12 protein-coding genes are annotated in these 14,441 nt (G+C 71.9%); 7 read left to right on the top strand and 5 right to left on the bottom strand.

The annotated features are described in order from the left end of the window. Positions 1–62: 62 nt before the first annotated feature. From ACIRRS_RS22220 to ACIRRS_RS22210, 3 genes are all read right to left on the bottom strand, one after another. Positions 63–1,826: an MFS transporter gene (locus ACIRRS_RS22220; protein ID WP_402973242.1), complete on the bottom strand. Its 1,764-nt coding sequence runs from the start codon at positions 1,824–1,826 to the stop codon at positions 63–65. A 63-nt stretch (positions 1,827–1,889) separates the two neighbouring features. Then, positions 1,890–2,915: a CaiB/BaiF CoA transferase family protein gene (locus ACIRRS_RS22215; protein ID WP_402973239.1), complete on the bottom strand. Its 1,026-nt coding sequence runs from the start codon at positions 2,913–2,915 to the stop codon at positions 1,890–1,892. A 7-nt stretch (positions 2,916–2,922) separates the two neighbouring features. After that, complete coding sequence (locus ACIRRS_RS22210) at positions 2,923–4,143, bottom strand: cytochrome P450 (RefSeq protein ID WP_402973236.1); 1,221 nt, start codon at positions 4,141–4,143, stop codon at positions 2,923–2,925. Between the two features lie 167 nt (positions 4,144–4,310). Between ACIRRS_RS22210 and ACIRRS_RS22205 the strand changes: the two genes are divergently transcribed. From ACIRRS_RS22205 to ACIRRS_RS22190, 4 genes are all read left to right on the top strand, one after another. Further along, positions 4,311–5,432 carry an epoxide hydrolase family protein gene (locus tag ACIRRS_RS22205; RefSeq protein WP_402973233.1) on the top strand — a complete coding sequence of 374 codons (1,122 nt, stop codon included), beginning with the start codon at positions 4,311–4,313 and terminating at the stop codon, positions 5,430–5,432. Between the two features lie 37 nt (positions 5,433–5,469). Beyond that, positions 5,470–6,687 (top strand): cytochrome P450, encoded by a 1,218-nt coding sequence (locus tag ACIRRS_RS22200; RefSeq protein ID WP_402973230.1) that lies wholly within the window; start codon positions 5,470–5,472, stop codon positions 6,685–6,687. Next, positions 6,687–7,706 carry a zinc-binding dehydrogenase gene (locus ACIRRS_RS22195; RefSeq protein ID WP_402973227.1) on the top strand — a complete coding sequence of 340 codons (1,020 nt, stop codon included), beginning with the start codon at positions 6,687–6,689 and terminating at the stop codon, positions 7,704–7,706. Before ACIRRS_RS22200 ends, ACIRRS_RS22195 begins: the two co-directional genes overlap by 1 nt. Before the next feature lie 90 nt (positions 7,707–7,796). Then, on the top strand, positions 7,797–8,909 hold the full coding sequence (locus ACIRRS_RS22190) for a winged helix DNA-binding domain-containing protein (RefSeq protein WP_402973224.1): 1,113 nt from the start codon (positions 7,797–7,799) through the stop codon (positions 8,907–8,909). 59 nt (positions 8,910–8,968) lie between these two features. On the opposite strand, the gene ACIRRS_RS22185 is transcribed toward ACIRRS_RS22190, so the two are convergent. Both ACIRRS_RS22185 and ACIRRS_RS22180 read right to left on the bottom strand, forming a co-directional pair. Further along, entirely contained in the window at positions 8,969–10,423 is a 1,455-nt protein-coding gene (locus tag ACIRRS_RS22185; protein ID WP_402973221.1) for an alpha/beta fold hydrolase, read from the bottom strand. Between the two features lie 42 nt (positions 10,424–10,465). After that, positions 10,466–11,938, bottom strand: coding sequence for an MFS transporter (locus ACIRRS_RS22180; protein WP_402973218.1), 1,473 nt, complete (start codon positions 11,936–11,938; stop codon positions 10,466–10,468). 150 nt (positions 11,939–12,088) lie between these two features. Between ACIRRS_RS22180 and ACIRRS_RS22175 the strand changes: the two genes are divergently transcribed. From ACIRRS_RS22175 to ACIRRS_RS22165, 3 genes are all read left to right on the top strand, one after another. Then, positions 12,089–12,412, top strand: a complete 324-nt coding sequence (locus tag ACIRRS_RS22175; protein ID WP_402973215.1) for a 2Fe-2S iron-sulfur cluster-binding protein — start codon at positions 12,089–12,091, stop codon at positions 12,410–12,412. Next, positions 12,412–13,662 carry an NAD(P)/FAD-dependent oxidoreductase gene (locus ACIRRS_RS22170; RefSeq protein ID WP_402973213.1) on the top strand — a complete coding sequence of 417 codons (1,251 nt, stop codon included), beginning with the start codon at positions 12,412–12,414 and terminating at the stop codon, positions 13,660–13,662. Before ACIRRS_RS22175 ends, ACIRRS_RS22170 begins: the two co-directional genes overlap by 1 nt. 168 nt (positions 13,663–13,830) lie before the next feature. After that, the gene (locus tag ACIRRS_RS22165) at positions 13,831–14,358 is read left to right on the top strand and encodes a hypothetical protein (protein WP_402973210.1); all 528 of its coding nucleotides are present in this window, start codon (positions 13,831–13,833) and stop codon (positions 14,356–14,358) included. Positions 14,359–14,441 lie beyond the last annotated feature (83 nt).

Genomic DNA, 14,441 nt, shown 5'->3' with positions numbered 1-14,441 from the left:
GAAGCGGGGCCGACCGGCTGTCGTAGCCGGTCGGCCCCGCTCACGGGCCGTCTGAAGGTGGCTCAGGCCACCGCGGTGGCTTCGGGAGCCGCCTCGTCCTCGCCGAACTCCTGGGCCGCCGCCTGCTTCGGGATGGCGAACATCAGGAGGAAGACGACGACGAGGATTCCGCCGAACGTCCACAGCGTGGTCTGCAGGCTGCGGGCGAAGGAGTCACCGGTGACGGTCTCGTTGTAGCCGGCCAGCACACCGGCCACCTTCGTGTCCTGCAGGGCAGGCGCCGAGACGCAGCTCGCCGGCACGGTGGTCGGGTCCTTCTCCTTGGCCCGGTCGACCTGGCAGGTCCGGTAGGACGCGAGGACCGAGTCGACCTGGCCCGGGTCCACCGAGGCGGTGGCGACCAGGTCCTGGCGGAGCTTGGGAGTGACCTCGTCGACGCTGGCCGCGGTGTTGGAGGCCAGGCCGCCGAAGAACACGATGCTGATCAGCGCACCGCCGATGGCGAAGCCGAGCTGGATGTCGGTGTGCACCAGGCCGGAGGCGGAGCCCGCGTCCTTGTGCGGCACATCGGTGACGACGATCACGGGCAGCGGGGTGGCCACCGCGCCGAAGCCGACACCGATCAGGAACAGCGGGACACCGATCTCCCAGGTGGTGACCTCGGAGCCGAAGTGGCCGGCGGCCCAGATGTAGCCGAGCAGGCCGAGGCCCATCACCACGGCGCCGATGTGCAGCACCGGGCGACCGAACTTCGGGACCAGCACGATCAGCGACAGGGTGGAGGCGAAGAAGGCACCGACGCAGAAGAAGAGACTGGTCAGACCGGCGTGCACCGGGGACCAGCCCTGGCCGATCTGCATGTGCAGCGTCCAGGCGATGTTGAACAGGCCGACACCGATGTAGAAGATCAGGTTGACGGACAGACCGGAGGCGAAGCTGCGGACCTTGAACAGACCGAGCTCGACCAGCGGGGAGCCGCCCGTGTCGATCTTGCGACGCTGCAGGAGCACGAAACCGATGAGCACCGGCACAGAGAGCGCCATGGAGACGAAGCCGGCCACCGGCCAGCCGTTCTCACGGCCCTGCAGCAGCGGGTAGACGAACATCACCAGACCGCCGGTGGCCAGGACCAGGCCGAGCGTGTCGAGCTTGAGCGCGTGCGGAGCCTTCGACTCCCGGATCACCTTCGCGCCGTAGATCAGACCGACGATCCCGATCGGCACGTTGACCAGGAAGATCACGCGCCAGCCGAGGCCGAACAGGTCCCAGTCCACCATCAGGCCACCGGCCGCGAGGCCGATGGTCGCGGCGAGACCGGAGACCGTGCCGTACATGGCGAAGGCGGCACCCTTCTCCTTGCCACTGAACGTGACGTGGAGGATCGACATCACCTGCGGCACCATGACGCCCGCGAAGGCGCCCTGGGCGCACCGCGCCGCCACCAGCTGCCACGGCTCCTGCGAGGCGCCGGAGGCCAGCGACGCGAGGGTGAAGCCGGCCACGCCGAGCAGGAACACCTTCTTGCGGCCGAGGATGTCACCGAGACGGCCACCGAGGATCAGCGACAGGGCGAAGGAGAGCTGGTAGCCCACCAGCACCCACTGGATCGCCGAGTAGCCGGCGGCGAGGCTGCGCTGCATGGACGGCGCGGCCACGTTGGCGACCGTGCTGTCGAGCATGTCCAGGAACGCGGCGACCAGCAGGACCAGCAGCGCCTTCCAGCGCATCGGGTCGGCCGTCTCCGTGCCTGCGGCCGAATCGGTCACCGGTACGGCCTCCTTCACCTCCGTCTCCACGGGCGGAGCCTGCTCGGAGGAAATAGCCATGGAACTACCTCTCTAAATCGATAGAGGACTACGGCACGGCCGGCATGGCCGTGGCGACCGATATCAGGCTGGGTGATATCGGTCGATTCCCGGTGGAGTGCGGCTGAAGCGCGGAGCCGGCGTGGCCGGTCCGCTCAGACGTGCGACGTGGTGCGGGTGGTGAGCGGCCTCGGCCACGCTCAGCACGGGGGTGACGCAGGCCTCGGTGCCCTCGAATGCGGCGGCCCAGAAGTCCCGGTCACGGCGGGCGAACCGCCTGGCGAACAGCTGCCGCAGCACGGGCCAGTTGGCCGGGCAGTCGCGGTCCGGAATCTCCCCGGGGTCGAGGTCCAGGCCCGCGAGCAGGGCCGCGTAGAAGCGGTCCTCCAGGGCGCCGACCGCGACGTGGCGGCCGTCCGAGCAGGCGTAGCAGCCGTAGAACGGCGCACCGCCGTCCAGCAGGTTCGCTCCGCGCTGATGCCGCCACTCGCCGGCCGCCGCCATCCCGACCAGCATCCCGAGCATGGCACCCGTGCCGTCGACGATCGCCGCGTCCACCACCTGGCCGAGGCCGGACCGCTGCCGCTCGTACAGTGCGGCGAGCACACCGGCGACCAGGAACATCCCGCCGCCGGCGAAGTCCCCGAGCAGGTTGACCGGCGGGACCGGCGGTCCGCCGGCCTCGCCGATGGCGTACAGCGCCCCGGTCAGCGCCAGGTAGTTGATGTCGTGACCGGGGGACTGCGCCAGCGGACCCTCCTGGCCCCAACCCGTCATCCGCGCGTACACCAGGCCGGGGTTGCGCTTGCGGCACTCCTCGGGACCGATGCCGAGCCGCTCCGCCACGCCGGGCCTGAAGCCCTCGACCAGGACGTCGCTGTCCTCGACCACGGCGAGCAACTCGGCCACGTCCTCGGGGTCCTTGAGGTCGAGGGCGAGGGAGCGCCGGCCGCGGTCGAGCACCCGGTGCCAGTCGGCGAAGGAGCGGCGGCCGTCGGCCCGGTCGATCCGCAGGACGTCGGCGCCGAGGTCGGCCAGCACCATGCAGGCGAACGGCGCCGGGCCGATCGCGGCCAGTTCGACGACCCGCAGGCCGTCCAGTGGTCCCACGGCCGGCTCACACGTCCCAGGCGACCGGCAGGCCCCACAGGCCGTAGATGATCGCGCGCTCCTTCGACGGGATCTCCTCGAAGGGCTTGGCCAGCCGGAGGGTGGGGATGCGCTCGAACAGCCTGCCCCACACGAGCTGGAGCTCCAGACGGGCCAGGTCGGCGCCGATGCAGTGGTGCACACCGTGGCCGAAGCCGAAGTGCTTCCGGTTGCCGCGGCTGAGGATCAGCTCGTCCGGGTTCTCGAACACCGCGGCGTCGCGGTTGGCGGTCAGGCCGAGGCAGAGGATGCCGTCGCCCTTGGGGATCGTCGCACCGCCGACCTCGATGTCGTCCAGGGCCACCCGCGGAACGGCCGCGTCGCCGATGGTGAGGTAGCGCACCAGCTCCTCGACGGCCGGGTTGATCAGCTCGGGGTTCGCCTTCAACTGCGCGAGCTGCTCCGGGTGTTCGAGCAGCGCGGCGGTGCCGAGGGAGATCATGCTGGCCGTGGTCTCGTGCCCGCCGTTCATCAGCAGCCGGCACAGGTTCACGAGGTCACGGGCCTCGTACGCCTCGCCGGCCTCGCGGTACTCCTCGATGGCGCGGCTCAGCAGGTCGTCGCCCGGCTCCTGCTCCTTCTTGGCGACCAGGCCGAACAGGTAGGTGTTGACGTCGACCAGGGCCGCCTGGCGCTCCTCCATGGTCGCGGTCCCGCCCAGCAGGGTGGTGCCGTTCTCCTGGAAGAACTCGTGGTCCTCGTAAGGGATGCCGAGCAGCAGGCAGATCACCGCCATCGGCACCGGCAGCGACAGCGCGAAGTGCATGTCGACACCGGGGCCGGCCTCCAGCATCGCGTCGATCGCGTCGTCGACGAGCTGCTCGATCTGCGGACGCAGGCGCTGCACCCGGCGGTTGGTGAAGGTCACCGCGGCCTTGCGACGGGTCTTGGCGTGCTCGCCGCCGTCGTAGCCGATGAACGAGGTTTCGGTGCGGAACTCCGGCGGTGCGTTGAAGTAGAACGGGAAGTTCTCCTCCTTGCGCGACGCGCTGGTGCGCGGGTCGGTCAACAGCTGGCGCATGTTCTCGTGGCCGGTGACCGCCCAGATCTTCAGCCCGGTCGGGAGCGGTACCTGCTTGACCGGCTCCTCGGCGAACTGGGCGTACTGCTCCGGTGCGGAGAACGGGCACTTGCGCTCGTAGGGGAAGGTCTCTTCCGCCTCGCCGGTGTGTTCGGCGTGTGTGGTCATCGCTGGTCCCTCCTCGTCAGGCCGGTGCACCGTGGCAGCCGGATCTCGAGACCGGGCTGACCTCGGCTCGAACGCGGTTGCGGGCAGGCCGGATCGACCTGTGCTCGAGCCGCCCGCCGTAGCGTGCGGAGGCACATACGGATTCAGTGGACCAGGAGGGACGTCGCATGAGTACGGCACTCACGCCTTTCCGTGTCGAGACCCCGCAGGCGGATCTCGACGATCTGCGGGAGAGGCTGTCGCGGACCCGCTGGCCCGAGGCGGAGACCGTCGCCGACTGGTCGCAGGGCGTGCCGCTGGCCTATCTGCGTGAACTGGCCGAGTACTGGCGGGACTCCTACGACTGGCGGGCGGTGGAGGCGCGGCTGAACGCGCTGCCGCAGTTCCGTACCGGGATCGACGGCCTGGGCATCCACTTCCTGCACGTCCGCTCGACGCACCAGGGCGCCCTGCCGCTGCTCGTCAGCCACGGCTGGCCCGGCTCCGTCGTCGAATTCCTCGAGATCATCGAGCTGTTGACCGACCCGGAGGACCCGGCCGACGCGTTCCACGTGGTCGCACCCTCGCTCCCCGGCTACGGCTTCAGCGACAAGCCGGCCACCACGGGCTGGACCGTGGAGCGCACCGCCGGCGCCTGGGCCGAGCTGATGGCCCGGCTCGGGTACCAGCGGTACGGGGCGCACGGCGTCGACTGGGGCTCGTTCCTCACCGGCGCGCTCGGCGCGGCCGACGCGCCGCACCTGGCCGGCATCCACCTGGCGATGCCCTTCGCGCTGCCGCCGCAGGAGCAGGTCGAGCTGGACGAGCGGGACCTCGCCGGGCTGGCCGCGCTGAAGGTGTTCCAGGCGAACGAGGGCGGCTACTCGGTGCTGCAGGCCACCCGGCCGCAGACGCTGGGATACGGCCTGCTGGACTCGCCGGTGGCCCAACTGGCCTGGATGGTCGAGAAGTACTGGGCCTGGAGCGACCACGACGGCGACCTGGAGAAGGTGATCCCCCGCGACCGCCTGCTGGACGCGGTCACCCTCGGCTGGCTGGCCGGCACCGGGGCCTCCTCGGCCCGGATCTACTGGGAGAGCCACAACAGGATGGCGCTCGCCCCGGTGGACGTGCCCACCGCCTGCTCGGCCTTCCCGAAGGACGCCCGGATGCCCCGCGCCTGGTGCGAGAAGCGGTTCACCGACCTGCGCCGCTGGACCGACCACGAGCGGGGCGGGCACTTCCCCGCCCTGGAGCAGCCAGAACGACTGGTCGACGAACTCCGCCTGTTCTTCCGTCCGCTGCGCTGAGCGCCGCCCTTCCGATGCCGATGCCCGGAGGCACACCGTGACCACGATCAACGAGCCGTCACTCTTCCCCTTTCCACCAGGATCCAGCTACCGCGGGCCCGACCCGCGCTATGCCGGCCTGCGCGGCGAACAGCCGGTCGTCAGGGTCGAGGTGGAGGGCGGCGGACACGCCTGGCTGGTGACCAGGTACGCCGACATCCAGGCCGTCCTGGACGACCAGCGGTTCAGCCGCGCGGCGACCTTCGAGCCCTCGGCGCCGAAGTTCGCCGGGCTGTTCCAGGCCCCGCCCGGAATGATCATCTCGCTCGACCCGCCGGACCACACCCGGCTGCGGACCCTGGCCACCCAGGCGTTCTCACGGGAGCGGATCGAGGGCATGCGCCCGCGCGTCCGCACGCTCGTCAACCGGCTCCTCGACGGGCTCGGCGAGGGGACGGTCGACCTGGTACGGGGCTTCGCCACCCCCCTCGCCCTCACCGTCATCTGCGAGCTGCTCGGCGTGCCCGAGCAGGACCGGGAGCAGTTCCACACCTGGGTGTCCCAGTTCGCCGACGTCGCCGGGCCCGAGGCCGAGGCGATCCAGGCGCGGGAGAACCTGGCGGGCTACTTCGCCGGCCTGGTCATGGCCAAGACCGCCGAGCCCGCGGACGACGTCCTGTCGGCAATGATCGCCGCGCGCGACGGCGAGGACAAGCTGACCGTCGAGGAGCTGATCGGGCTCGGCTACACCCTGCTCGGCGGCGGCTTCGACTCGTCCGCCGCCCAGGTCGCCAACTTCGTCCTGACCCTGCTCACCGAGCACCAGGACGTCTGGCGCCGCCTCGGCGAGCACCCCGAGGAGATCCCCGCCGCCCTGGAGGAGCTGCTGCGGACGGTCAACCTGACCGCCTCCGACACCTCGGGACTGCCCAGGATCGCCACCGAGGACGTGACCGTCGGCGGCGTGACCATCCCGGCCGGCGACGCGGTCTTCCTGGCCTTCGCCTCGGCCAACCGTGACGAGGCGGCCTTCGCCGAGCCCGGACGGCGCGACTTCGCCCGGGCCGACAATCCGCACATGGCCTTCGGCTACGGCATCCACCACTGCCTGGGCGCGCCGCTGGCGAGGCTCGAACTCGCCGTCGCCCTCGAGGAGCTGACCAGGCGCTTCCCCGAGGCCCGGCTGGCCGTTCCCGAGAGCGAGCTCCACTGGCGGATCGGCGATGTGAACCACCACCTGCTCGCCCTCCCCGTGAACCTGCGAAGGAACTCCTGATGAGCCTCGAAGCACTCCCCGAGACCAGCCGGGAGATCCGGCTCGCCTCCTACCCCGAGGACGAGGTCACCCTCGACCACTTCACCTTCGCCGAGACCGCGGTGCCCGAGCCCGGCGACGGCGAGGTGCTGGTCCGCAACGACTGGATGACGCTCGGGTCGGTCGCCCGTGACCAGATGAGCCCGCAGACCACCCTGCCCATCCCGGTCTTCCAGCCGGGCGTGGCGATGTGGGGCCGGACGGTCGGAACGGTCGTGCGCTCCAACAGCCCCCTGCTGGAGGTCGGTGACCTGGTCGAGCACTTCCTCGGCTGGCGGGACTACGCGGTCGGCAACGCGCACGGCTTCTTCAAGCGCGACCGCGCCCAGCTGCCGGGCCCCGAGTACTTCCTCTCCCAGGGGCCCACGGCCTGGCACGGCATGGTCGAGACCGCGCACGTGGCCGAGGGGGACGTGGTGTTCGTCTCCGGCGCGACCAACGGCGTCGGCGCGCTCGCGGGCCAGGTCGCCAAGCTGCTCGGGGCCAAGCTGGTGATCGGCAGCACCGGTTCCAAGGAGAAGATCGACTACCTGGTCGAGGAGCTCGGCTTCGACGCGGCCTTCGACTACCACGACGGCTCGCCGGCCGACCGGCTCGGCGAACTGGCGCCCGACGGCCTCGACGTGGTCTTCGACAACGTCGGCGGCGAGCAGTTCGAGGCCGCCGTCCAGGTCGCCGCGCGCGGCGCCAGGTTCGCCCTCTGCGGCGCCCTGGCCGGGCAGCACGGCGGCCCCGGGGGAAGCCCCCGGCTGCCGCTCATGACCGCGATCAGCAAGGACCTGACCTTCCGCGGATTCGCCACCATGCACACCCCCGAGCAGTTCGAGGGCTGGAACGCCAAGTTCGGCGAGTGGCTGGGGGAGGACCGGATCGTCTTCCCGCACACCGTCGTCGAGGGCGGCGTGCCCGCGCTGCCGGACACCTTCATCGCGCTGCAGCAGCGCAAGTACAGCGGTACCGTGCTGGTGCGGCTGTCCTGAGAGCCACCCGACCGCGGCGGTGCCCTGGTTCCCGGGGCGCCGCCGCCGTGCCGTTCACCACCTGAAGAAGAGTCAGGAGCACACCGCCCCATGGCGACCGGAATCGCGACCGTGATGGACCGACGAGCCCTCAATCGCGCCCTGCTCAGCCGCCAGCTCCTGCTGGAGCGGGCCACGAAGTCCGCGGCCGACACCGTCGAGCACCTCGTCGGCATGCAGTCGCAGGCGCCCAACCCGCCCTACATCGGGCTGTGGACACGCCTGGCCGGCTTCCACCACGACGAGCTCGCGACGCTGATGAGGGACCGCGCCCTGGTGCGTCTGGTGCTGATGCGGAGCACGATCCACCTGGTCAGCGCGGCGGACTGCCTGGCCCTGCGCCCGGTGCTCCACGAGTCGCTGGCCCGGGCCCTGCAAGGCACTTTCGGCCGCAAGCTGGCGGGGCTCGACCTGGCCGAGGTCTCGGCCCTCGGCCGCCGCCTGCTGGAGGAGGAGCCGCTGACCCTCGGCGGACTCGGCGCCAAGCTCGCCGAACGGTGGCCGGACCGGGACGCGTTCGCCCTGGCCAACGCCGTCCGGAACCTGGAGCCGCTGGTGCAGACCCCGCCCAGGGGGCTGTGGGGTGAGAGCGGACAGGCCGTGCACACCACCGCGGAGCACTGGCTCGGCAGGCCGCTCTCGCAGGACACCTCGCCCGACCGGGTCGTGCTGCGCTACCTCGCCGCGTTCGGCCCGGCGAGCGTCAAGGACGTCCAGATGTGGTCCGGGATGACGCGGCTGAACGAGGCCGTGCGCCGGCTGCGCGAGGAGCTGGTGGTGTTCCGGGACGAGAACGGTCAGGAGCTGTACGACCTGCCGGACGCTCCGCGGCCCGACGGCGCCGACCCGGCCCCGGTCCGCTACCTGCCGGAGTTCGACAACATCCTGCTCTCGCACGCCGACCGCTCGCGGATCCTGACGGACGAGCAGCGCAGGCAGGTGTTCACCAGGAACGGTCTGATCAAGTCCACCATCCTGGTGGACGGCTTCGTCCGCGGGCTGTGGCGGATCGAGTGGGAGCGCCGCAGCGCCACGCTGGTCGTCGAACCCTTCGCGCCGCTGTCCCGCAACGACCGCACGGCCCTGGCCGACGAAGGGGCCCGGCTGCTCGAGTTCGCGGCCGCGGGGGCCGAGACCACCGACCTCAGGTTCGAGCAGAGCTGATCCGGTTCACCACCGTGGGGGCGCCCGGCCCGGGCGCCCCCACCGTGTGTTCGGCTCGCTCAGCGGTCGGCGGGGACGTCCGGGCGGGAGGTGGTGCCGGGCACCGCCGTCCCCACGGGCGGGAGTTCGCCGGTGACCAGGTACAGGTCGACGAGCGCGTCCACGTGCGGGTTGCCCGCCAGCGCGTACACCTCGTGGTCGCCGGAGTCCTCCACGGTCAGCAGCCGGTGCCCGAGCCGTTCGGCCATCGCGACGCCGCCCGCGTAGTGGTCCAGCGGGTCGCCGTCCGCCTGGACGATCAGCCCCACCGGGTACCCGGCGTTCTCCACCTTCACCGGCGCCTCGGGGGCGGTGAAGGTGCGGAACGCACCCACCCACGGCTGGGCGCGCAGCACGCCGTAGCCGTACGGGAAGCGCTTGCGGAACTCCCGCATGTCCTGCCGGTAGACCTCCAGGTCGGCCGGCCAGGCGTGCTCCATGGTGATCGCTTCGAGGACGCCGATCCGCAGTGAGCCCTCGCTGTCCGCGGGCCGCCAGGTGCCCTGCTCGGCGAGCAGTCCGCGGGCCGTGTCGGCGTCCTTCACGGACTCCAACTCGCCGACCAGGTCGGCGAGTTCGGCCCACTGGCTGCGGTTGCCCGCCCGGGTGCCGACCGCGCCGTCGAAGAGGGTGCGCAGGGAGACCCCGCCGGGAAGCTCCTCCAGCCGCGCCACCGCCCGCTCCACGGCGTCGAGCACCTGGGCCGGCTCGGTGCCCAGCTTGAAGACGCCGACGCGCTCCGCCGTCCAGGCCGCCCACCGGTCGACATTGCGCTGCACCGCGTCGCCCTGCCAGAGGAACTGCTCGCGCCAGGTCCAGTCCGGGTTGACGCAGGAGTCGAGCACGCTGCGGTCCAACTGCTCCGGGAACAGGCTGCCGTAGACCGCGCCGACGTAGGCGCCGTAGGCGTAGCCGACGAAGGAGAGCTGCTCCTCGCCGAGGACGCCGCGGATCACGTCCATGTCGCGGGCGGTGTTCGGGGTGCTGATGTGCGCGCGCAGATCGCCGCCCGCACGCTCGCAGGCCAGCTCCCGCAGCCGCATGTCCTCGGCCAGCTGCTCGAACGCGGAGTCCGTCGGCCGCGAGTCGAACGGCGCCTTGGGGACGGTGACTTCGGCGTGCAGATTGGTCGACCCACCGGTGCCGCGCGGGTCGAAGCCGATCAGGTCGTACGCCCCGTGCACCGGGGTTCCGGCGTACTTGCCGGGGAGGTTCAGGCCGAGGCCCCAGTCGCCGCCGGGGCCGCCGTTGACGGACAGCAGGATGCCGCGCCGCCCGGGGCCCGCGGCTCGGCGGCGGCTCACCGCGATGGTGATCCGCTCGCCGGCCGGGTCCGCGTAGTCGCGCGGGACCTCGATGGTGGCGTACTCGACCTGCTCGTCGTCGTCGTCGGGACGTACCGACCACTCCGGGTGCTGGTCGTAGAACTCGCGCAGGGAGTCCCGCGTCGTCGTGCCGGGCCAGTTGTTGACCACCGTGATCTCTCCTCCGTACTCGGTCGTGCGGCCAGGGTTGTCTCAGCGGCTCGAGCGGGCCTCGAACGGCTTGGGGGGCCTGCGGGCCGGTACCGCCAGCGCGGCCAGCAGACCCGCCGCCGTGAAGGCGGCCGCGCCGGTCAGCGCCCGGTCGTAGCCGAGGGAGAGCGCATGGCGGGCGGCCTCGCCGGTGAGCCCCGCCTTGCCGGTGTCGGTCAGCGAGGCGGAGAGCGTGGTCAGGGTCACCAGGCCCAGGGCGCTGCCGAGTTGGCGGGTGGTGTTGAGCAGTCCCGAGGCCAGGCCCGCCTGGTGCGGCGGGAGGTCGGCGGTGGCGGCGTTGGTGGTCACGTTCAGGACGGTGCCCATGCCGAAGCCCAGCAGCAGGATCGGGCCCAGCAGATCGGTGAGGTAGTGGGCGTGCTCGTCGGCCCGGCTCAGCCAGAGCAGTCCGAGGCACGCCGAGGTCAGCCCGCCGAGCAGAATCGGTCGGGCGCCGATCCGGGGCACCACGGAGGAGATCCCCCAGCCGCCGAGGGCCAGCCCGGCCGAGAGCGGCAGATAGCTCAGCCCGGTGCGCAGCGGGCTGTAGCCGTGGACCTGCTGGAGGATCAGGGTGAAGAAGAAGAACGTGCTGAACAGCGCCGCGATGCCGAAGAAGGCGACCAGGTTGGCGGCGCTCATCGAGCGGTGCCGGAACACGTCGAGCGGTACCAGCGGGTGACGGGCGAACTTCGCCTGGATCACCAGGAACAGCGCCAGCAGGGCGGCCCCGGCGGTCAGGGCGCCGACCACCCGGACGGAGCCCCAGCCGTACTCGTGCGACTCGGCGATGCCGTACACCGTCGCCATCAGGCCCAGGGTCACCGCCGCCGCGCCGGGGACGTCCAGCGACCGCTTCCCGTCCCGGCCCCGGAACTCCGGGACGACCCAGCGGATACCGGCCAGGAGGACCAGCCCGATCGGCACGTTGACCAGCAGGATCCACCGCCAGGAGAACCACTCGGTGATCACCCCGCCGGCCAGCACCCCGATCGCACCGGCCGCCCCCGAGACGGCGCTCCAGAGGCCGAAGGCCTTGGCGCGGGCCTTCGGTTCGGTGAAGGTGGTCGCGAGCACGGTGAGGGTCGCCGGGGTCATCACGGCGGCGCCCAGGCCCTGGAACGCGCGGGCCGCCACCAGGGTCAGCGGAGCGCCCGCCGCACCGCCCACGGTGCTGGCGAGCGTGAACAGGGCGGCCCCGATCAGGAAGACCCGGCGCTGGCCGAAGACGTCGGCCAGCCGTCCGCCGAGCAGCAGGAAGCCGCACACCGCGATGGTGTAGGCGCTGTTCACCCACTGCAGGTTGTGGCCGAAGTGCAGCTCGCGGGCGATCACGGGCAGTGCCACGTTCACCACGGAGGCGTCGAGCACGTTCATGAACTGGCCGACACAGCACACGGCCAGCACCAGGCCGAGCCTGCGGTCGCGGGTGTCGGCGGGGACGCCTTGCGTCCTCGACATCTGAATGCTGGTCATGCCCGCGACGCTGCTCGGCCCGGGTGGACGGCCGGTCGCGGCCCGCTCGTGCGGCCCCTTCCCCGTCGAGATCGGCTCCAGCACGCCGCGAGGCCCCGTTGCCACAGTCCCTCTCGTTCGGCCGGCTGACATCCAAGAGGAGGGCGCGCCATGGCCACCATCACCTACAGGCACCCCAACGGCACCGACACCGTTGTCGACGTACCTGTCCCCAACACCGTCATGCGCGGCGCCAAGATCAACAACGTCCAGGGCATCGAGGCCCAGTGCGGGGGCTCCGCCCAGTGCGGCACCTGCCACGTCTACATCGACGAGGCGTGCGGCATCGTGCTGCCCGAGATGCACGACGACGAGGACGAGGTGCTGTACGGCACCGCCAGCCCGCGGCGCGACAACAGTCGGCTCAGCTGCCAGCTGCGGATCTCCGAGGAGCTGGACGGCCTGGTCGTGCACCTGCCGGAGCGGCAGTCCTGATGGCCGGGCAGTCGGTCGTCATCGTCGGCGCGGGCCAGGCGGGTTCGGACGCCGCCGCCGCGCTCCGCAGCCAGGGACACACCGGGCCGATCACCCTGATCGGCGAGGAGAGCCACCTGCCGTACCAGCGGCCGCCGCTGTCCAAGGCGTACCTGTACCCGACCGGCGGGGTCGGCCTGGTCGACCTGGAGCTCCGCCCCGCGTCGTTCTACGACACGCAGGGCGTCGAGTTGCTGCGCGGCGAGGAGGCCGTGCGGATCGACCGGGAGACCCGGTCGCTGGGCCTGCGCTCCGGCCGCGAGCTGCGGTACGACTCCCTGGTGCTCGCCACCGGCGCACGACCCCGGAAGCTGCCCGTCCCCGGCGCCGAGCGGCCCGGGGTCTTCGTGCTCCGGGGCGCCGACGACGCCGAGGCGCTGCGGCAGCGGCTGGCCGAGCCGGACCGGACGCTGAACGTGGTCGTGATCGGCGCCGGCTTCATCGGCCTCGAACTCGCCTCCACGGCGACCAGGTCGGGCCACCGGGTGACCGTGGTCGAGGCCCAGCCCCGGGTGCTGCAGCGGGCGCTCACCGAGGAGATGTCGGACTGGCTCACCGCCGAGCACCGCAGCCGCGGAGTGCGGCTGCTGCTGCGCCGCGAGGTGGCCGAGCTGCTCGGCGACGGCTCCGGCCCCGTCCGGGCGGTCCGGCTGGGCGACGGCGAGGAACTCCCGGCCGATCTGGCGGTCGTGGGCATCGGTGTGCTGCCCAACGTCGATCTGGCCGTCCGGGCCGGGCTCGCGGTGGGCGACGGCATCCTGGTCGACGAGCACCTGCGGACCAGCGACCCGGCGATCTTCGCGATCGGCGACTGCGCCCGCTTCCCCAGCCGGCAGGCCGGCCGGCCGATGCGCCTGGAGTCGGTCCAGAACGCCTCCGACCAGGCCCGTTGCGTGGCCGCGGCGATCTGCGGGACGCCCGAGCCGTACACCGCCCTGCCGTGGTTCTGGTCCGAGCAGTACGGGCACCGGCTCCAGATCGCCGGGCTGACCGCAGGACACGACAGGACCGTCCTGCTCGGCCACCCGGCCCAGGCCCGGTTCTCCGTCCTCTGCTTCCGCGAAGGCCGGCTCATCGGAGCCGAGTCGGTGAACCGCGCAGCCGACCACGGCATCGTCCGCCGCCTGCTCACCAGCGGCGCCGAGCTGACCCCCGAGCAGGTCGCCGTGCCGGGCTTCGACCTCAAGGACCTCAACCGCCAACTGGTGTGACCCCGAGAGACGTTCGTCTTCCACGCCGAAGCTCCACGGCGGTCGCTCCTGCACGCACGACGACGCCTCCCGCGGCAGTCTTCCCCCACACACCCCGCCCGGCCTCCCCACAGGCCGGGCGGGGACGCTCGGCCCCTCCCACCGTGACCACCACCGAAAGGCCCGCTCATGTCCGATCGAGAAGCAACCGTCTCCACGCGCCCGCGCCGGACCCGCCGCCTGGGCTACGGCGCGGCCGTCCTCGCGGCCGCCCTGCCGTTGGCCCTGCTGAGCCTGGGCGCAGCGCCGTCGGAGGCCGAGGCGCACGCCAGGAGATCGCTCGCCGGCACCTGGAACGTCACGGTCACCGTCCAGGCCCCCAGCGGCCCGTCGGTGGCCGTCGACGTGTTCGTCTTCCGCCCCGACCACGAGCTCGTCATGGACGGCCCGGCCGGCCCGGACGGCAAGCCGTACTTCACCGGCACCGGCTTCTGGGAGTCGGAGCAGGACGGCTCGATCGCCTTCTACATCACGCACCCGACCTCGGACCTGGGGCCGATACCGGGCTCCATCCAGGCGATCCACCAGGGCCGGATCACCGGCACCTCCCTGCGCACGCACGCGGAGGCTTTCGTGGCCAACCCGGGCTCCAGCGCCCTGACCGGTCCGGTGACTGTGACGGCCGTGGGCACCAAGGTCTCCGACGCCACTCGGTGACCGAGCAGGACCCTCCGCGCCCGCAGCAGGCCCCCAGGGGCAGGCTGCGGGCGCCGCCGCGTGGTCCGGGCGACGAGGCGGCT

Origin of the sequence: Kitasatospora sp. NPDC101183 (genome assembly GCF_044767945.1) — a bacterium.
In the GTDB taxonomy this organism is placed as follows: domain Bacteria; phylum Actinomycetota; class Actinomycetes; order Streptomycetales; family Streptomycetaceae; genus Kitasatospora.
Note: the sequence above shows the minus strand (reverse complement) of the source record. Positions and strands in the feature narration are given on the sequence as shown.